Here is an 18,744-nt window from a genome sequence, read left to right on the forward strand (position 1 = left end):
ATTTTAGTGCAGGTAATAGTTTTGGGGGGTGCCATGTTTTATGCATAGCGTTCTGTTTCGCATTTAGTTTCATGCTTTGTAGTTTGAATGAATAAATAGTTAGTTAGAATTTCCGGCTCTTAGAAATATTCCCAAAAGTTGTAAAGGCAATATTACCGATATTTTGGAAGTTTTGAAATTCTTTCTCAATAAAATGAACAGAATGACTGTAGATATTTGACAAATTGATTTTATCTTAGCAGCCAGTTAGTACCAAATCAAACCAAACACAATTTATTTTAATATTTTATGAAGCGCACGAGGGCAATAGTTGTTGATGATGATAAACTGGTTTTGTTTATCCATAAAATAATGATTGAAGATTGTCGCCCGGTTTGGGATACTGATTATTTTCCAGATGCTCAATCGGCATTGGATTATCTTAATGCTCAGTCATCGGAAGAAATTAATTTTATAATCTTCTTAGATATCAGTATGCCTGGTTTAAATGGTTGGGAAATGCTTGACGAATTGGAAAAAAATCCTTTCTACAATCAAATGTTTGTGGTATTGGTTACGGCATTTAACAGTGCAGAAGATAAAATTAAATCATCAAGATATAAGCAAGTTAAGGCACATTTGGCTAAACCTTTTAAAACCAATGATTTTAATCTTTTAAAAGCAAACGAAGCTTTGGCACCATTTTTTGAAAATAAGATCTCTCCAGAAAAAATACATTAAACAATATTTATATGGATTTATTAACTAAATCATTTGCAAATATTTACCATTTACAATACATTTGAAATAGAATTTTTTAAACAGCTGGCTTAGGCCTGCTGCTCCATTAAATGCTAACCGAAGTGTCTTAAGTAAAACTTCATTTTTATAAATGTCGATTTTATTTAGCCATAGCCTTTGGTTGTGTTTATTGAATATAATGGTGAAGATGACTGCTTTTTTCTTTACAAAATTTAGAAATTTACTTCATCCTCACGAAATATAAGCCCATTGTGTCAATGGGCTTTTTTTATTAATAATGATTTATATTAAATATTTTACCTCCTGAACATTCTTATAAAATTGTTATTTACTAATAAAAACGCTATTTTGAGCTACCGCTAAATAGCCAGATATATTTAAATCATTTTTATGTTGCTCCTAGGTATAGATGTTGGAACATCATCCATAAAAATTGCTGCTGTAGATGTAGAATCACAGAAATGTATAGCTTCAGTTCAATATCCCGAATCTGAAACCGAAATTAAATCTTTAAAAACCGGATGGGCAGAGCAATGCCCGGAAGATTGGTGGCACAATGTTCAGCAAGGTATTTTAAAACTCAATGCCAAAAATTTATTCAATCCAAAAGATGTTAAGGCCATTGGCATTTCTTATCAAATGCATGGTTTAGTTGTGGTTGATAAAAACCAGAAGGTTTTAAGAGATAGTATTATTTGGTGTGATAGCAGAGCTGTAGAAATTGGGGCTAAAGCTTTTGATGCAATTGGTCATCAAGAATCTTTACAGCGGTTGCTTAATTCTCCAGGTAATTTTACAGCTTCAAAACTGGCTTGGGTTAAACAAAACGAACCACACATTTACGAGCAAATTGATAAGGTTATGCTCCCGGGCGATTTTGTTGCCATGAAACTTACCGGAAAAATTACAACAAGCATCCCGGCGCTTTCGGAAGGTGTTTTTTGGGATTTTAAAAACAACGAATTATCTAATGATGTATTTAATTATTATGAAATCGATAAAGGATTAATTCCTGAAATAAAGCCTTTATTTTCAGAACATGGTTATCTAAAATCGGATGTTGCCCAAAGTTTGGGTTTAACAGCCCAGATTCCGGTTTCTTACAAATCTGGCGACCAGCCAAATAACGCGCTATCGCTTAATGTTTTGCAACCTGGCGAAGTTGCCGCAACAGCAGGTACTTCAGGCGTAATTTATGGTGTGAGTGCGTCTGCAACTTTTGATCCTCAATCGAGGGTTAATAGTTTTGCACATGTTAATTATGCAGCCGATAGTAAGAATACTGGTGTTTTGTTGTGTATAAATGGTACAGGTAGCATGTACCGATGGGCTAAGCATAATTTTGCGCCATCACTTTCTTACGCCGAAATCAATAAGCTATCTCAAGCCTCACCAATCGGAAGTAATAATTTAAAAGTTTTACCCTTTGGAAATGGTGCCGAAAGAATGCTAAACAATCGCTTTACAGGCGCACAGTTTGCAGGTATTGATTTAAATAAACATAACCAACCAGATATTTTCAGAGCGATACAGGAAGGAATAGCCTTTTCTTTCCGCTATGGTTTAGATATTATGCGAGAAATTGGAGTTAAACCAACTGTTATCAGAGCAGGAAAAGCCAATTTATTTTTGAGTGATTTATTTGCCCAAGTTTTTGTTGATGTTACTGGCGTGCCTGTCGAACTCTTTGATAACGACGGAAGTGTAGGGGCTGCTTTGGGTGCCGGAATAGGAGCGGGAATTTATAAAACACATCAAGAAGCATTTATTAACCAACAAAGAATAGCGTTGCTTGAGCCAAAAGATAGTAGCGAATATGAAGTAGTTTACAACGAATGGAATAATTTATTAGCAAAAGAATTAAATAAATACGATGACAAAAGTATTAACAGGTAAAACCGAATTTTTTAAAGGTATTAAACAAATCCAGTTTGAAGGCTTGCAAAGCGATAATCCGTTAGCATTTAGATGGTATGATGCAAATAAAATTATAGCAGGCAAAACCATGAACGAGCATTTTAAATTTGCTTGTGCCTACTGGCATTCTTTCAACGGCAACGGTAGCGATCCTTTTGGCGGTCCAACTCATGTTTTCCCTTGGGATGAAAAAAAAGATGTTATAGAAAGAGCTAAAGATAAAATGGATGCTGCTTTTGAATTCATAACCAAAATGCAAATTCCATATTATTGTTTCCACGATGTGGATGTTGTGGATTATGGTAATGACATTGCTGAAAACGAGCACCGTTTAGCAACTTTAGTTGAGTACGCCAAGCAAAAACAGAACGAAAGCGGTGTTAAACTTTTGTGGGGAACTGCGAATTTATTTAGTCATAAACGCTATATGAATGGTGCGGCAACTAATCCCGATTTTCACGTATTGGCTCATGGCGCTGCCCAAGTTAAAGCTGCCTTAGATGCTACAATTGCACTTGGTGGAGAAAATTATGTTTTTTGGGGTGGAAGAGAAGGCTACATGAGCTTGCTAAACACAAACATGAAAAGGGAGCAAGAGCATTTGGCGAAATTCTTGCATATGGCAAAAGATTATGCTCGCCAACAAGGTTTTAAAGGAACATTTTTTATCGAACCGAAACCATGCGAGCCATCAAAACATCAATATGATTATGATGCCGCAACAGTTAAAGGCTTTTTGCAAGAATATAATTTGTTGGATGATTTTAAACTAAACCTCGAAGTAAACCACGCAACATTAGCCGGACATACCTTTCAGCATGAACTTCAGGTTGCTGTTGATAGTGGATTATTAGGTTCAATTGATGCAAACCGAGGCGATTACCAAAATGGTTGGGATACCGACCAATTTCCAAATGATATTAATGAATTGACCGAAACCATGCTTATTATTTTAGAAGGTGGTGGTTTTAAAGGTGGGGGTGTAAACTTCGATGCCAAAATCCGTAGAAATTCAACTGACCCGCAAGATTTGTTTTATGCGCATATTGGTGGTATGGATATTTTCGCGAGGGCTTTAGTAACAGCTGATGCCATTTTACAAAAATCAGATTACAAAGAAATTCGTAAAAACAGATACGCGTCTTTTGATAATGGTAAAGGAGCCGAGTTTGAAAAGGGCAACTTAAATTTGCAAGATTTGAGAAATTATGCTGTTGAAAATGGAGAACCCAAGGTTATTAGTGGCAAGCAAGAATATCTAGAAAATTTAATCAATCGCTATATTTAGCTATGGTGTTAATGGTTGTAGCGCATTATCGCTACAACCATTAAACTAAAACTTGTCTTTCATCCCGAATATTCCCATCAATCCTCCGGTGTGTATGGCAAGGATTTTATCATCATCTTTCAGATATTTTTTCTTTTGCAAATCAATAATTGCGTAAAACATTTTGGCCGTGTAAACCGGGTCTATTAAGAGACCAGTATGCGCCGTAAATTCCTTAATAAAATTTATAAGTTCTGGGGTTGTTTTGGCATATCCACCGAAATGATAGTCGGTATGCAATACTAAATTATCGGTTTTGGAAACATAGTTTGCTATTTCATCGAAAATAAAATCGCCACCTTTTAAAACTGGAATTACATTAAGTTTTGTTTTAAGCTTAAGGTTTTGAATTCCTTTTAATAAACCTGCTGCGGTTGTTCCGGTTCCTGCTGCACAGAATATGTGTGTGTAAGTATCTAATAATTCATCAATAATTTCTGCGCAACCTAGAGTCGCTTCAAAAGATGCACCACCTTCATCAATAAAATAGGCATTTTCTTCATTTCCGAAGTGTTTTTCTAATAAAAGCTTTTTACTTCTATAGGATTCCCGATCAACGAAGATTAAATTCATGCCAAATAAACTGCAAAGCAAAAGCATTTCATTTTGAACTTGCTCGCCGCGAACAAATGCAGTAGAAGATAACCCGGCCTTTGCTGCTGCGGTAGCCGTTGCCAAAAGATGGTTAGAATAGGCACCACCAAAAGTAACTAAATGATTCTTGTATTCTAATTTAGCTTTTTGAAGGATGTACTTTAATTTGCGCCATTTATTCCCCGAAATAAAGGGATCAATTAAATCATCACGTTTAACAAAAAGATTATTAAACGGTTCGATTTTTAATTTCTGTACTGGACTGTATATTTTTTCAAACACGTGTAAAAATAAAAAACACCTGCGAATTGCAAGTGTTTCTTTTGTTCTTTAAGGCAGATTATTATTTAAAATATATCTTCCTTACAAGGTAAGGGAAGAAATTTAGAACAATCTTTACATTTTGGGTAAAATTTTTCATAGGATTCTGTTTTACTAGTTGTTTAAGAGCAAATAATAAGCCAAACATTTAATTGTGGCAAATTGTTTTTGATTTGTTAATATAAATTTAATGCTGTTTGAATGCTTTATGCACCAAGCTTATATCTGTGCAGTTAATTGATTGCACTAATAATTAGCATTTTGTTTTTTGGAGGATTGGTCGAATGGTGCGATTTGTCCTAATAGACGAGATTTGGAGCGTTTTTTTCATTGAGAGTTTAATTAATTATACAAATATAGTCGTGATTTATTGAAACTAAAAATTTAGTAAGGGCTTTGAATAATAAAATGATTAAAAAAGCATTCCTTTTAGGGATAAACTAAAGGTGGAATAAATGTCTTAACATTAGGTTATTGTCCTATTCCCAGGCCAATACCAGCATTAACCATATTGTATTTCGCAGCAGTATAAGAACTATAAAATTTAAAAAATCCAAATTTCAATTGAAAGCCTAAACTTGCTCTAGCGCCATCAATATCTCTTTGCTTAACATTAACCGGGTCGGTATAGTTTACAGATGTGCCATTACCAGTATCAAAAGAATAAGTGCCTAAAGCTTTTAAATTTGTTGTAGAAGTCTGGTAACCAACGCTCGCAAATGGGGTAAAGAACAAAATTTTCTTCGAAACAATTGCATCAATATTTACACCGTTAAATCTCGCATCAATTCTTTGATTAGAATTTGTAGAATTATTTATATTTAATGGTAGCTCATATCTAAATTGAGTAAAACCACCTGCAATCGCAATATCAATTGGAACTAATTTTTGCGATTTACCCATAAATAGTGGCAATAATTCAACCTTTGCACCAACCCCAATCATGGATAAGCTTCCTAAATCAGAACTTAGTTTAACCTTTGGCATTGCTCTAACCGAAATATCGATGTTCTTTGGCAAGCCTAAAGTAGCTTGTATTTGTGCTGATGGAACGCCATGAAACCCCAACCCTTGAGGCAGATTAAAAAATGTTGTAGTTGGAATTCCGTTGCTACTATAAATCTGCATTCTACCGCCGGGTTGGCTGCTACCAAACGCAGTTGGACCTAAAGACGATGCTCCAGCGGCTGGTCTGATGTTACTTAATCCCAATGTATTTACATCATAACTGCGATCTGATTGTGGTACCAAAGCTAATGAACCTGAAACGCGAACATCGAATTTAAGAAAGCCTTTAGATTTTGCTGTATTCGTCCATCCATCTGATAAACCAACACCCAAACCTTTATAAAGTGGTTCGAAATAAGCATTAATTAATTTTGTCGCATCAGCCGGACCAGATTTAAACAAATCGCCAACATCTTGCTGAGCATTTGCTTGCACCGAAATTATCAAAATTATAAGGCTGAAAATCAGTTTACTAAAGTAGATGTTCTTCATTATTTGGTTTTTAAGGATGATGAAAAAAAGCTAATCGGAATATCATTTTTCGTCAACTAAAATCATTCCAAAAAATTTTGCTGTTAAAAGCATATTTTTGCGATATGGAAAATATTGCCGAATTGCAGGAATCAGAAGAGCAGGAATTATATGAGCATTTAAAAATTATTGTTGATAAAGGGCAATCTCTGCTACGAATTGATAAATTTTTAATGGTTCGTGTAGAAAATGCTTCACGCAATCGCATTCAAAATGCAATCGATGCGGGCAATGTGTTGGTTAATAAAAAGCAAATAAAATCGAGTTACAAGGTTAAGCCTTTTGATGAGATTTCTATTGTTTTGCCTCATCCGCCACGCGATACTGAAGTTTATCCCGAAGATATCCCATTAGATATTATTTATGAAGATAGCGACCTTTTAGTGGTTAATAAAGTTGCCGGAATGGTGGTTCACCCAGGTTTTAATAACTATACAGGCACTTTAGTCAATGCTTTAGCCTTTCATTTTGAACAACTTCCGCAATTGCCAGGCAACGATGGTCGACCAGGTTTAGTGCACAGAATTGATAAAGATACCAGCGGTTTATTGTTAATTAGTAAGAACGAGAAATCGATAACGCATTTAGCCCGTCAGTTTTTTGATCACAGCATCACCAGAAAATATATTGCTTTGGTTTGGGGCGATTTAGAAAATAATGGCACGGTTACTGGTTACATTGGCAGAAGTGTGAAGGATAGGAGAGTGATGGATATTTACGATGATGAAGAAAAAGGCAAATGGTCGGTAACACATTACACGGTTTTAAAACGGATGGGATATGTTACATTGATCAGTTGTGAATTAGAAACTGGGCGTACGCACCAAATTAGGGCACATATGCAACATATTGGGCATCCATTATTTAGCGATGCAATGTATGGAGGCGATAAGATTTTGAAAGGCACAACGTTCAATAAATACAAGCAATTTGTAGATAATTGTTTCGAATTGCTGCCTCGTCAAGCTTTACATGCGCAAAGTTTAGGCTTCATTCATCCAACAACAAAAGAATATATGCTCTTTGAATCGCCATTGCCAGCAGATTTTAAAGCAGCATTAAATAAGTGGGAAAATTATATTGCGGCATCTTAAAATATGGCTCAACAATACGTACTATTTAATGATGAATTTCATGCAGCAGATGTACCAGTTTTAACCGCATCTAATAGAGGTTTCAAATTTGGCGATGGTTTATTTGAAAGCATGCGGATGATTAACAACAAACTTTTATTTGCCGAATTACATGCTGATAGGTTGGTTGCCGGTATGAAAGCGCTAAAGATAGACGGACATGCTTTAATGGATGATTATTTTATCAGACAGAAAACGGCTGAGCTTTGTAAGCGTAATAAATGGAACGGAAACGTACGTTTCAGGTTGTCCGTTTATCGTGAAGGTGCTGGTGTGTACACCCCTGAAATAAATAAGGCCGGATATATTTTAGAGGGGATTCCGTTAAAAAGTAATCACTACGAGTTAAATGCAAAGGGTTTAATTATCGATGTTTTTGATGAAATGACAAAGCCGATTAACCGTTTGGCAAATTTCAAAACATCAAATGCTTTACTTTATGTTATGGCAGGCATTTTTAAAAGTCAAAACCGACTTGATGAGGCCATAATTTTGAATCAAAACGGTTTTTTGTGCGAAAGTATCAGTGCTAATGTTTTTGTAGTTTACGATAATCAAATTTACACGCCTGCACTTACTGAAGGTTGCGTAAGTGGCGTAATGCGAACCGCTATCATGGAAATTGCAAAAATGAATGATATGATTTTGGTAGAAGCGCAAATTAGCCCCGAAATTTTAAACGAAGCAGAAGAAGTTTTCATCACCAATGCTACCCAAGGCATACAATGGGTTATGGGTTATGGCCGCAAACGTTATTTTAATGAGGTTTCTAAATTTTTAATCGAAAAACTCAATTCAAATTATTAACAATAGATAATTATTAACAATAGATAATTATTACACATTTAATTATCGTTTGAAAACGAACTTTCTGTAATCCTTTTGGTTTGGCAGCCCCGTTATCCGCTGTAGCCTCGCAGAAAAAGCTCGGGCTGCCGCTTCTACCGGGTTTATTATGATTGGCTTTTACATTAAAAACCTACTTCTTCGTAAAAATACCTCTGGTAAATCCCTCGCCAATTAAAGTATTATCATCTCTAATTAACAGAAGGATTGTATTTTGTTGGTCGTACAATTTAATCATATCGCCCTCAATAATATATTTCGAGCTGAAAGAAGCACCTGTATAAATATCCGTAACGGTTACCAAATCCTTACTTTTAAAATCAAATGATTGGTACTGCACATCCTCTGTTGTAGCAAATTGACCAGAAATTGTCTTCTCTTTCAAAAATGTAACGTAGCAGAAATAGCCAATTACCAAAACAATTAATGTAACTACAGAAATAAAAATTTTATTCCCTTTAACATATTTAAAAATAAAGAAGAGAATAGTAATTAATAAAACCGCAACAACAGCAAGGAAAATAATTTTTGAATAATCTTGTGTCGTTTGTGGCACTGAAGCAGCCACAACAGCTGATTCGGCTTTTTTAACAGGCGAAATCCTAACTAAAAACTCTTTACTAACATAGCCCTCACCATTCGTTACTTTAATTTTAAAATAACTCGTATCTGTAGAATCGATAACGGCAACATTTTCATTTTCAGGTAAATATCCAATTACTTTGCTTTTAGGATCAGCCTTTTCTCTTACGCGAAGATTATCTGTGGTTACACGGTAAATATCTTCGGTTGATGAAGCCGCTTGTGGTGTGTTTTGTGCTGCTGTAGCTTCTGGTTTATCATTGTTTTGAGGCGTTGTGGTTGGCGGGGCAATTTTTTCTAAAAAATCTTTGCTTACCCAACCTTCTGTATTTTTAAATTTAATTTTTAAATATTTAGCATTTGAAGCGTCTAAAACAGCAACATTTTCTCCACTATTTAAAGAGCCAATTACCTTACTTTTCGCTTCCGAAGTTGACCTTACATTCAAATTATCTGCTTTCACACGATACATATCTTGTGCCTGAAGCTGTACGTTAAAAAGAACAAAAGCGAAAAAAGTAAAAAGAAATTTAGTCATTATATTATTTGTTTAGTTTAAGCAAGGCACTTTAGAATTTGCTCGCTAATAAATGCACTATGCACATTAAATATGCCAAAGGTAGCAAACATGGCCTTAAAACTTCCGAATAATATTAATAAACTCATTTATCTTACCAACTACCACCAGAACCGCCCCCGCCGCTACTACCGCCACCCCAGCTACCGCTGCTTGATGAAGATGACGAACTACTTGAGCCAGAACTGCTAGAAGATGATGAAGATTCTACAAGCATTGCAAGCACTACAGATTTGATGAAAATTTCGTGGTTACAATTACCACACCTTTTAATCTCTTTACCTTCTCCAGTTCTGCTATATGTAGCACGTTTTACAGTGATTACTTTAGGTTGTGCAAGTGTTTTGAAATTACATTCCGGGCATTCGTTGTAGCTATCAAATTTCTCTGCAGGCCACATTTTAATTTGATGTTCTTTTTTATCTGTGCTTTCCCAAATGTCGTAATCGTAAACGAATAGGGTTTCCTCTTTCCTTTGTCCAGCGTTTAAGTAAGGTTTACCTTCAACATTAACATCTCTATCAATGCGATGCATTTCTTTGTTTTTGCTATCCAAAACCGGGCTAAATCTTGATTTTAAATTATTTCTGGTGCTTACATTTCTCCAGATAGCCAATAAAAGTAGGGGGGAAAGCAAAGTTAAAGGCAATATTTTTTTGTTTAATTCTTTTGCTGCTTCGAAGAAATTTTCATCGTCTGTATGGTTTTTTCTTAATGTTGATAATCCTGAAATATATCTGGAGAAAATAACGAGCGAAAGAATTACATAAAGAATAATTGGAATGCTGCTTAAAGATAAATCAGGCATTTGAAAGCTGAATATGAAAGCCCACACAAAAAACGAGATAAAAACAAACAATGCAATTCCTATACATCCTCCCGATAAGGCTTTATCATAAGTATTATAGTTTTTATTATTCTTTTTAATTGGTACAACCGATGCTTTTTTCTTGAGATAAATAAAACCTAATGCAAACAGAATAAGTACAGCAATTGAATAAATTGTCGGGTCTTTCCATTCGTTTTTACTTTTACTGCTCTCGGCAATTAGCGATTGAATTTCTGCTTCATTATTTGGGTTTGTAAGAAAATCAGCGATATTGTTTAGCGAGTTTATTATACCCTCATCATAACTCTGTGTTTTAAACGCTGGAACCAAATTTCGCTCTGCGATGTGTTTTAATTTAACATCGGGAAGTAAGCCTTCCAAGCCATAACCAGTTATAAAACGATATTTTCTTCTATCTATTGATGCAAACAAAAGCAAACCATTGTCTACCCCTTTTTTACCAATGCCCCACTTTCTAAACAATTTAATCCCAAAATCGAACTCATCGAGATTTTCATCAAAATCTTTTACGATAACAACCGCGATTTCTGTTTTAGTTCTTAGTTCAAGTTTTGTTATCAATCTATTAATAGAATCAACATCAGATAAAATACCATCCGGATCGCTAACGAAATAATCTTGTCCTAATCTTTTAGGATCGGGAATTTCATCAATCGTATATTTTTTCTGTGAAAAGCAATTAAAACTCGCTGCAAGTAGAATTAGAAATAGTAATTTTCTCATCTAAAGAATTCTTGTTACGCTGATAACCTAGTTTTTTGGATGTTTATTTGCCGAATAACAATCTACTATTCGTTTAAAATTTTATCTAAAACTTTATCCAGTTTTTCTTTATTGTTTCTGTAAGATTGTAAATCGAATAATTTTACCGTTTTAAACTCGATAGGATGGCTTTCGCTTTGTAAAGAAATATAACCAGAGGTAAGTGGTGTGCCATCAACTTTAACCTTCGGGTCGAAATTTAAAACGCTGCCACCGCCAATATGTGGTTTTGTATATTCTAAAACTACTTCTTTGTTAATGATATGTTTGATAACAGAATCGCCCAAAACCAAAAAATCGGCAGTTACCCATTGGTCGCCTGCATATGTTTTTGATTTAGAATCAAGGCAATGTTGAGTAAATAATTTATCCTGAAAGGTGATTTGCGTACCAGGAGTACAAACATTGCTGGTGTGTCTATCATGCTCTCCATCGCCACCAAGAATTTGCCCCTCAATAGAAATTGGAAAGTCCTGGTCTTTTAAAATCGTTTCCGGCGCCTGGCAATGCAACATCACACCACTATTTCTTAAAGCCCAGCCTTCGCCACCATTTGCCTGCTCGCCAACAAAGCGATAGGTAATTCTTAACAGATATGATGAAAATGGTTTTTTATAATAGATGTGACCATACTGTTGATTGAATTCGGTGTAGCCATCGTAACGAACTTTCATTAATCCATCTTCAACACGAAAGGTATTGCCGTAGTTTTCATTTAATTCGTGTTTCGCAATTTTAATCGTCCAATCTTTAAGGTCTTTACCATTAAAAAGATTAATCCAACCTTTTTGGGCTTGAGATTTTGACGAGAGAAAGCCGGATAATAGAATGATTGCTGAAAGAAGTTTCAATTTCATAGGTAGCATTTTAGGGTTTTGCTAAAAATATGAAATTAAATTAATTCAATACGTTAAGAAATTAATTTATGTGGTTTCAGCTAAAAATGGATTAACTTTTTCTAAAGCAAAAACTAATTGTTCATCTTGCGTTAAATCAGTATTGTCCAAAATAATTGCATCATCAGCTCTAACCAACGGACTTTCTTTTCTGGTGGTATCTGCATAATCTCTGTGCGCTAGGTTTTCGAAAACGTCTTCTAGTGATGTTGTATTATTTCCTTTGCTTTCCAATTCTCTAAAACGTCTTTCAGCCCTGATTTTTGGGTCGGCGGTCATAAAAAACTTTACTGGAGCATTAGGGAAAACCGTTGTACCAATATCGCGACCATCCATAACAATGTTTTTCGATTTGCCCATTCTTTGTTGCTGCTTAACCATTTCATGGCGAACAATTTTATGTGCAGAAACTTCACTTACGTTTTCAGAAACTGGCATCAAGCGGATTTCATCTGAAACTTCTTCACCATTTAAAGTGATATGTGATTCATAATCACGGGAGTGAAAATTTAATTCGATGTGTTGTAGTGCGTCTATAACTTGCGCATCATCGTTTACGTTAATCTTATTTCTTAAAAAATATAAAGTAACAGCACGATACATGGCACCGCTGTCAATGTAAATAAATCCCAATTTTTTTGCAAGCGCTTTGGCAAGCGTGCTTTTTCCACAAGATGAATAGCCATCGATGGCAACAACAATATTCTTTTTCATTGTGCGGCAAAGGTAAATAAAATAGGAGCAGAATATTAATTCTTAAGCACAAAAAAAAATGCGAACCTTTAGGTTCGCATCAATCTATTTTTTGAATTTTGCAATCCAAACAGAATTGTAAGGATGTATCCACTCTTCGTGTTGTAAATACCAAAATAGACCTTCATCAATTCTAAATGCAAACAATCCATTTAAAACGTGGTTGGCGTTGTGAGTTGTGTAATCTTTTCTATAACTAAAATATGTTACTAGAACAGCTTTTTTATGGTCGCCTTCATCAGTAATTTCTAATGTGCAAGGATCAAATGCAGCTGCAAATCTGAAATTCCCATTAAAACGTTCACCCCATTTATTCCATGCAACACTGTTTTTACCTTTTAAGTGCATCATTTTTTGAATATCAGGCGCTTGTAAATAGTCATTGCTATAAAAAATTCTGGTTTTGTTTTCTTTACGAAATAGCATGTAAAAATTTTGGATACTCGCTTCCGGAAATGGAATAATGTCTCCAACAGTTACCATTAATAATGTTCCATAAATGGCACTTTTTTCTTTAAAATTTAAATGATAACCACGATTTATCTGGTCTTGAAAAGCTGCTGCGTGGTTGTTATATTGGCGAAGGTTATAAGGTGTAGAAATAACAAATAGTGCAATACCGGATAATAAAGTTATAGTTATAAATTTTCTACTCTTTTTTCTGAAGAAAGATACCAGAGCGAAAATCAGAGTTACAAGAAATAAATAGAAAACGTGAAGTGAATAGCAAAAAGTCCACAATAATAAAAATGCGAATACAGTGCAAATAATAACGAATAACAATGTTCTCAAGAAATAGCCTAATTTCTCGATAAAAGTTTTGAGTTTCATGTTTTAGAGCTCGAATTTGTTTGGAATGATTTTTTGAAGTTAAAATTTATCATCGAATAAACAAAATACTGATGTTTTGAATGATTAAATTAACAAACAATGCTTGCATTTTTTCGCATACCTTTGCTCGTATACAAATATCAATTCAATGATTCCTGATAAAGAACAAATCCTTAAAAATGTTGCTTTTAAAACCTCTAGAAGTGGTGGCAAAGGTGGACAAAACGTTAACAAGGTTTCGAGCAAAGTTGAGCTTATTTTTAATATTGGTGATGCAGATTTTTTATCCGAAGAAGAAAAAATATTGATACAAGAAAAATTAGCAAATCGATTAGATAGTGAGGGTTTGCTACACATTGTTAGTCAGGAGGATAGAAGTCAACTCCTAAATAAGGAAAAAACAATCGTTAAATTAATCGACTTGATAAAGAAATCACTTTTAGTGCAAAAGAAGCGTAAAGCCGTTAAAATTCCAAAATCAGTTATTGAAAATAGATTAAAAAACAAAGCGATTAATGCGTCTAAAAAAGATTCGAGAAGGAAACCAAGTGCAGATTAACTTTTACCAAATCTATAGTATAAACTTAATCCTCCATAGTTTTGCGCTTTGGCGGCGCTTTTAACTTCCTTGGTTTTGAAAATCACATTAAAATCAATTGTAAATCTCTGCGAACTATAGTTTACTCCAAATTGCTGCTCGAAAACGATTGGTTTAATTCCAAAAGTTAGAGGGCTATTATTGTTAAAAAGGCTTCCCTGAATGGTTGCATCATAAGCAACAACATTTAATTGTGGTTTTAAATAGACGAAAAATTCTGAATTATTTAGTTTCTTGGTTTTAGCTTCTCCAATTACAGCATTATGATAAGCTGAGTTAAACAATTGATTTAGTCTGCCGGCTCTAAAAACTGCCGAAGCTCCAACACCGCTAAAAGTAGTACCTAAATTTGCGTAACCGCTTCCACTTAAATCTACTATATTATCATTTGAGCGGATAATTAACTTACTGTAATTAGCAGATAAATTAACAGCAATTTCATTTTTAATTTGGTAATCCCATCCCGCAGGTGTGTAAAAGCCAACTGTTTTATGGAGAAATTCTTGTGCATCTTGAGCTAATGAATTTGGACCAACTGTTCCGATTTCTACGCTGGTTTTAAGTAGGCTTTCTTTTTTATAGAAAATTGAATATGCTGCTCCTGCGTAAAGATAACCAGCAAATGGTCTGTCTTGATCTTCTTTTTTCGCAACTTGCCCCCAATACGGTGTAAATATTTTCTGACCCACAGAAATTTCATAAGTTTTCTTTTCTACACTTTCAGATAATTTACTCGGATTTAAGGCTCGTCTGAAATAGATGAATAAACCATTTGTGTAGTATCTATCGTTTAAGGTTGCCAAATAAGCATCGTTTTCAGTTTTAAAACCAAACTCGTTTTTAAAGCTTTGTGCATTTGCTGTGCAGAAAAAAAATACTGCAACTAAAGAAAGTAAAAATGATTTCATAAAAAAGTCCCGATGAATTATCGGGACTATAAAAGTATTTAATGTAATTGAATTAATTATCTGTTCATCTTAATAAAAATGAATTATTGATATTTAATTAACGATTGTAGCTGTTTTAATAGTTAAATCAATCGGTTTCTTTACTTTGTTTTTCAGTAAAGCAAGTTCAATAACCTCGCTCATTTCAGTAACATAATGAAATTTTAGATCTTTAATGTAGCTTTCTTTAATCTCCAAAATGTCCTTTCTGTTGCTTTTGCAAAGGATAATTTCCTTAATGTTGGCTCTTTTTGCCGCAAGAATCTTTTCCTTTATACCACCAACTGGCAAAACTTTTCCACGTAAAGTGATTTCGCCCGTCATAGCTAAATGTTGTTTTACTTTACGTTGAGTAAATGCCGATGTTAATGCGGTAAGCATGGTAACACCTGCAGAAGGACCATCTTTTGGAGTTGCACCAGCCGGAACGTGAACGTGAACATCCCAATTATCAAATAAGGTATAATCGATGCCAAACTCTGCTGCATGTGCTCTTAAATAAGCCAAAGCAATAACAGCTGATTCTTTCATTACATCGCCTAAATTACCGGTTAAAGTAAGTTTACCCTTACCCGGACTTAAACTCGATTCGATGAATAAAATATCGCCACCAACGCTTGTCCAGGCTAAACCTGTAACCACACCAGCAACTTCATTACCTTCATACAAATCCTTATCGTAAATTGGCGCACCTAAAATACGCTCTACATCTTCATTGGTTAAAGTAACATTGTATTCTTCTTCCATTGCCAGTTTTGTAGCTACGCCACGTACCAAAGAACCAATTTTTTTCTCTAAACCACGAACACCGCTTTCTCTGGTATAATCTTCAATCACCTTTTCAATTAAATTAGGTTTAAGAACAATATCTTTAAGCTTTAAACCATGATTTTCTTTTTGTTTCGGCAATAAGAATTTCTTCGCAATTTCGATTTTTTCTTCAATCGTATAACCATTTACTTCGATAATCTCCATACGATCAAGCAAAGCTGGCTGGATTGTGCTTAAAGAATTTGCGGTTGCTATGAATAAAATGTTAGATAAGTCGTAATCAACTTCCACATAGTGATCATAAAAAGCATTGTTTTGCTCAGGGTCTAAAACTTCAAGCAAAGCTGATGAAGGGTCGCCTCTGTGGTCGGTACCCACTTTATCAATTTCATCTAAAACAAAAACAGGATTATCGGCACCAGCTTTTTTAATTGAAGAAATTATTCTACCCGGCATCGCACCGATGTATGTTTTTCTGTGACCACGAACTTCTGCTTCATCTCTAATTCCACCAAGCGCCATACGTACATAATTACGGCCTAAAGCCTTAGCGATTGATTTTCCTAAAGAGGTTTTACCAACTCCCGGAGGGCCAACCAAACAAAGTATTGGCGCTTTCATATCCCTTTTCAGTTTTAAAACTGCAAGATATTCAATTATGCGTTGCTTAACTTTTTCAAGTCCGAAATGGTCTTTATCTAAAATGCGTTGCGCTCTTTTTAAGTCGAAATTATCCTTTGTTAATTCGCTCCAAGGCAAATCAAGTAATAATTCTAGGTAATTTAACTGAACAGAATAATCAGGCGCAGCAGGATTCATTCTGCCAAGTTTATCTAACTCTTTATCAAAGTGCGCATCAACCTGTTTCGACCATTTTTTCTTTTTTGCCCTTTCTTGTAAAGCATCAAATTCAATATCTGCCGAGCTTCCGCCCAACTCTTCCTGAATGGTTTTTAACTGCTGATTTAAAAAGTAATCCCTTTGTTGCTTATCTAAATCGGTGCGAACTTTAGATTGAATTTGATTTCTCAATTCAAGCATTTGCAATTCGACCATTAAAAGCTCCATAACTTTTTGTGCCCTACCAAGCAAATTATCCATTTCCAGGATTTTTTGCTTATCCGCCATTTCGGCATTCATATTTGATGAGATAAAATTTATCAAAAATGAATTGCTCTCTATGTTTTTAAGCGCAATGCTGGCTTCTGTAGGAATATTTGGCGAAAGCTGGATAATTTGAGCAGACATTTCCCTTATCGAGGCAATTAAAGTTTTAAATTCTTTGTCTGCCTTATGTTTCTGCTCTTCAAATTTCTTAATTGTTGCGGTAATATATGGCTCATTCTGAACCTCTTCGATTAAGCTAAAACGCTGTTTACCTTGGATAATAACTGTTGTATTTCCATCAGGCATTTGAAGTAATTTAATAATATTGGCAACTGTACCAACAGTATTAAGTTGTTCAAAAGTTGGGTCTTCTATCGAAACATCTTTCTGAGAAACAACGCCAATTATTTTGTTGCCTTTGTAAGCTTCTTTAATCAGTTTTATTGATTTATCTCTCCCAACCGTGATAGGAATAACAACACCTGGAAATAAAACAGTATTACGTAATGGTAAAATTGCTAAAACCTCTGGCGTTTCTTCATTATTCATATCATCTTCATCCTGCTGAGACATAAGCGGGAAAAATTCGGTATCCTCATTAATAATCGGCATTGCTGTATTAAAATCAAATATATCGTGTTTGCTCATTCTTATATTTTATAACGACAAACTGGCAGTTTAGTCGTTGGTAATTTGTGTGTATTTATTCTGGGTATATTAATTTCAACTCTTGTGCCAAAGTTGTTTTAAATTAATGTTAGCTTAAAATTGGTATAATGTTATGATAAAACGGCAGAGAATATAAATTATTCACCATGTATCATATTATTTAATTTTTAACGTTAAAGGTATTGTTTACGCTTTTAGTCAATGTAAAAAAATTAAACCACATTATTTTCTAAGAATTGAATTATATTGCGTGAATATTACTCTATTTTTTCTGTCGAAATTTTAGATTTATCAACTTATTATTAGTACATGAACTTTATTAAACAAGCCATTTTAGGGTTAATTATTATCTCATCAACAAGCAGTTACGCACAAAGTAGTATTGATAAAAAGATTATGGATGCGATGCTAAAAGGCGACTACAAAGCAGCTGTAGCGCAGTTAGAAAAAGCAAGCACAAAAGATCCAAATAATGTTAACGTATTAAAAATGCTGGGTTATTCTTATTATCAAAGCGGCGACTATGAAAATTCGATAACCACTTACAGTAACTTAATTGTTTTAAAACCAACAGAAGTTTCCGCATATTATTATAGAGGAAAAGCCCGCTTAAATGTGGCCAATGATCCTAAACAATCCTTAAATACCATGAGGGAGAATTTCTATCTTGCGGCGATTAAAGATTTTACTAAAGCAAGCGAATTAAGTGGCGAGGAAGATACTCAAATGCTTCAAAACAGAGGCTTGGCGTACAAAGATTATGCAATTTTTAAATCGTTTAAAGCAAAGAAAAATGTAGAAAAACAAGCTTGTGTTGCATTGTTTAACAATTCGATAGCTGATTTTCAGAAAGTTTTAACCTTGCAACCTTTAAGAAAAGATATTATCGATTGGATAACTTATGATAAAGCTCAAATTGCGAGTTTAAAATAATTAACTGGTAAGAAGAAAGGGCGAATTGTTTAAACAGTTCGCCCTTTTTT

The 18,744-nt window shown here is 34.5% G+C and carries 16 protein-coding genes; 7 read left to right on the plus strand and 9 right to left on the minus strand.

The features are described 5' to 3' along the window. Positions 1–288 precede the first annotated feature (288 nt). The 3 genes from R2Q16_RS15235 (at position 289) to xylA (ending at position 3,946) form a co-directional block, all read left to right on the plus strand. Positions 289–720 (plus strand): response regulator, encoded by a 432-nt coding sequence (locus R2Q16_RS15235; RefSeq protein ID WP_316738127.1) that lies wholly within the window; start codon positions 289–291, stop codon positions 718–720. Between the two features lie 411 nt (positions 721–1,131). Next, a complete protein-coding gene (locus R2Q16_RS15240) occupies positions 1,132–2,637 on the plus strand; it encodes a xylulokinase (RefSeq protein WP_316738129.1) in 1,506 nt (501 codons plus the stop codon). Then, entirely contained in the window at positions 2,615–3,946 is a 1,332-nt protein-coding gene (gene xylA / locus R2Q16_RS15245; protein WP_316738132.1) for a xylose isomerase, read from the plus strand. Before R2Q16_RS15240 ends, xylA begins: the two co-directional genes overlap by 23 nt. A gap of 45 nt (positions 3,947–3,991) precedes the next feature. Here xylA and R2Q16_RS15250 read toward each other — a convergent pair whose 3' ends face one another. Both R2Q16_RS15250 and R2Q16_RS15255 read right to left on the minus strand, forming a co-directional pair. Continuing rightward, positions 3,992–4,861, minus strand: a complete 870-nt coding sequence (locus R2Q16_RS15250; RefSeq protein ID WP_316738133.1) for a 1-aminocyclopropane-1-carboxylate deaminase/D-cysteine desulfhydrase — start codon at positions 4,859–4,861, stop codon at positions 3,992–3,994. A 510-nt stretch (positions 4,862–5,371) separates the two neighbouring features. Next, positions 5,372–6,400 (minus strand): DUF6588 family protein, encoded by a 1,029-nt coding sequence (locus R2Q16_RS15255; RefSeq protein ID WP_316738135.1) that lies wholly within the window; start codon positions 6,398–6,400, stop codon positions 5,372–5,374. Positions 6,401–6,504: 104 nt separating this feature from the next. Here R2Q16_RS15255 and R2Q16_RS15260 point away from each other — a divergent pair, with 104 nt between their 5' ends. Then, the gene (locus R2Q16_RS15260; protein WP_316738138.1) at positions 6,505–7,533 is read left to right on the plus strand and encodes an RluA family pseudouridine synthase; all 1,029 of its coding nucleotides are present in this window, start codon (positions 6,505–6,507) and stop codon (positions 7,531–7,533) included. A gap of 3 nt (positions 7,534–7,536) precedes the next feature. Then, entirely contained in the window at positions 7,537–8,379 is an 843-nt protein-coding gene (locus R2Q16_RS15265) for an aminotransferase class IV (protein ID WP_316738140.1), read from the plus strand. 172 nt (positions 8,380–8,551) lie between these two features. Here R2Q16_RS15265 and R2Q16_RS15270 read toward each other — a convergent pair whose 3' ends face one another. The 5 genes from R2Q16_RS15270 to R2Q16_RS15290 all read right to left on the minus strand — a co-directional run bounded on the left by R2Q16_RS15270 (position 8,552) and on the right by R2Q16_RS15290 (position 13,669). After that, positions 8,552–9,538: an SH3 domain-containing protein gene (locus tag R2Q16_RS15270; RefSeq protein ID WP_316738142.1), complete on the minus strand. Its 987-nt coding sequence runs from the start codon at positions 9,536–9,538 to the stop codon at positions 8,552–8,554. 133 nt (positions 9,539–9,671) lie between these two features. Beyond that, positions 9,672–11,150, minus strand: coding sequence for a TPM domain-containing protein (locus R2Q16_RS15275; RefSeq protein WP_316738143.1), 1,479 nt, complete (start codon positions 11,148–11,150; stop codon positions 9,672–9,674). Positions 11,151–11,215: 65 nt separating this feature from the next. Next, a complete protein-coding gene (locus tag R2Q16_RS15280) occupies positions 11,216–12,046 on the minus strand; it encodes a DUF1080 domain-containing protein (protein WP_316738145.1) in 831 nt (276 codons plus the stop codon). Positions 12,047–12,112: 66 nt separating this feature from the next. Then, positions 12,113–12,799 (minus strand): (d)CMP kinase, encoded by a 687-nt coding sequence (gene cmk / locus R2Q16_RS15285; RefSeq protein ID WP_316738146.1) that lies wholly within the window; start codon positions 12,797–12,799, stop codon positions 12,113–12,115. 84 nt (positions 12,800–12,883) lie between these two features. Beyond that, positions 12,884–13,669, minus strand: a complete 786-nt coding sequence (locus tag R2Q16_RS15290; protein ID WP_316738148.1) for a hypothetical protein — start codon at positions 13,667–13,669, stop codon at positions 12,884–12,886. A 148-nt stretch (positions 13,670–13,817) separates the two neighbouring features. On the opposite strand from R2Q16_RS15290, the gene arfB reads away from it, so the two are divergent. Continuing rightward, the gene (gene arfB, locus R2Q16_RS15295) at positions 13,818–14,228 is read left to right on the plus strand and encodes an alternative ribosome rescue aminoacyl-tRNA hydrolase ArfB (protein ID WP_316738150.1); all 411 of its coding nucleotides are present in this window, start codon (positions 13,818–13,820) and stop codon (positions 14,226–14,228) included. Here arfB and R2Q16_RS15300 read toward each other — a convergent pair. Then, positions 14,225–15,175, minus strand: a complete 951-nt coding sequence (locus R2Q16_RS15300; protein ID WP_316738152.1) for a lipid A deacylase LpxR family protein — start codon at positions 15,173–15,175, stop codon at positions 14,225–14,227. The genes arfB and R2Q16_RS15300 overlap by 4 nt on opposite strands. Before the next feature lie 93 nt (positions 15,176–15,268). Then, the gene (gene lon, locus R2Q16_RS15305) at positions 15,269–17,740 is read right to left on the minus strand and encodes an endopeptidase La (protein ID WP_316738155.1); all 2,472 of its coding nucleotides are present in this window, start codon (positions 17,738–17,740) and stop codon (positions 15,269–15,271) included. A 330-nt stretch (positions 17,741–18,070) separates the two neighbouring features. Between lon and R2Q16_RS15310 the strand changes: the two genes are divergently transcribed. Then, entirely contained in the window at positions 18,071–18,694 is a 624-nt protein-coding gene (locus tag R2Q16_RS15310) for a tetratricopeptide repeat protein (protein ID WP_316738157.1), read from the plus strand. Positions 18,695–18,744 lie beyond the last annotated feature (50 nt).

The sequence above is a fragment of the Pedobacter aquatilis genome (assembly GCF_032678425.1).
In the GTDB taxonomy this organism is placed as follows: Bacteria; Bacteroidota; Bacteroidia; order Sphingobacteriales; family Sphingobacteriaceae; genus Pedobacter; species Pedobacter aquatilis_B.

Excerpts from the sequence above, each read along its gene's own strand:
- R2Q16_RS15255 (WP_316738135.1), bottom strand. The coding sequence starts at position 6,400 with ATGAAGAACATCTACTTTAGTAAACTGATTTTCAGCCTTATAATTTTG.
- R2Q16_RS15310 (WP_316738157.1), top strand. The coding sequence starts at position 18,071 with ATGAACTTTATTAAACAAGCCATTTTAGGGTTAATTATTATCTCATCA.
- arfB (WP_316738150.1), top strand. The coding sequence starts at position 13,818 with ATGATTCCTGATAAAGAACAAATCCTTAAAAATGTTGCTTTTAAAACC.
- R2Q16_RS15290 (WP_316738148.1), bottom strand. The coding sequence starts at position 13,669 with ATGAAACTCAAAACTTTTATCGAGAAATTAGGCTATTTCTTGAGAACA.
- lon (WP_316738155.1), bottom strand. The coding sequence starts at position 17,740 with ATGAGCAAACACGATATATTTGATTTTAATACAGCAATGCCGATTATT.
- R2Q16_RS15280 (WP_316738145.1), bottom strand. The coding sequence starts at position 12,046 with ATGAAATTGAAACTTCTTTCAGCAATCATTCTATTATCCGGCTTTCTC.
- R2Q16_RS15235 (WP_316738127.1), top strand. The coding sequence starts at position 289 with ATGAAGCGCACGAGGGCAATAGTTGTTGATGATGATAAACTGGTTTTG.
- R2Q16_RS15260 (WP_316738138.1), top strand. The coding sequence starts at position 6,505 with ATGGAAAATATTGCCGAATTGCAGGAATCAGAAGAGCAGGAATTATAT.
- R2Q16_RS15240 (WP_316738129.1), top strand. The coding sequence starts at position 1,132 with ATGTTGCTCCTAGGTATAGATGTTGGAACATCATCCATAAAAATTGCT.
- xylA (WP_316738132.1), top strand. The coding sequence starts at position 2,615 with ATGACAAAAGTATTAACAGGTAAAACCGAATTTTTTAAAGGTATTAAA.
- R2Q16_RS15275 (WP_316738143.1), bottom strand. The coding sequence starts at position 11,150 with ATGAGAAAATTACTATTTCTAATTCTACTTGCAGCGAGTTTTAATTGC.
- R2Q16_RS15300 (WP_316738152.1), bottom strand. The coding sequence starts at position 15,175 with ATGAAATCATTTTTACTTTCTTTAGTTGCAGTATTTTTTTTCTGCACA.
- R2Q16_RS15265 (WP_316738140.1), top strand. The coding sequence starts at position 7,537 with ATGGCTCAACAATACGTACTATTTAATGATGAATTTCATGCAGCAGAT.
- cmk (WP_316738146.1), bottom strand. The coding sequence starts at position 12,799 with ATGAAAAAGAATATTGTTGTTGCCATCGATGGCTATTCATCTTGTGGA.
- R2Q16_RS15270 (WP_316738142.1), bottom strand. The coding sequence starts at position 9,538 with ATGACTAAATTTCTTTTTACTTTTTTCGCTTTTGTTCTTTTTAACGTA.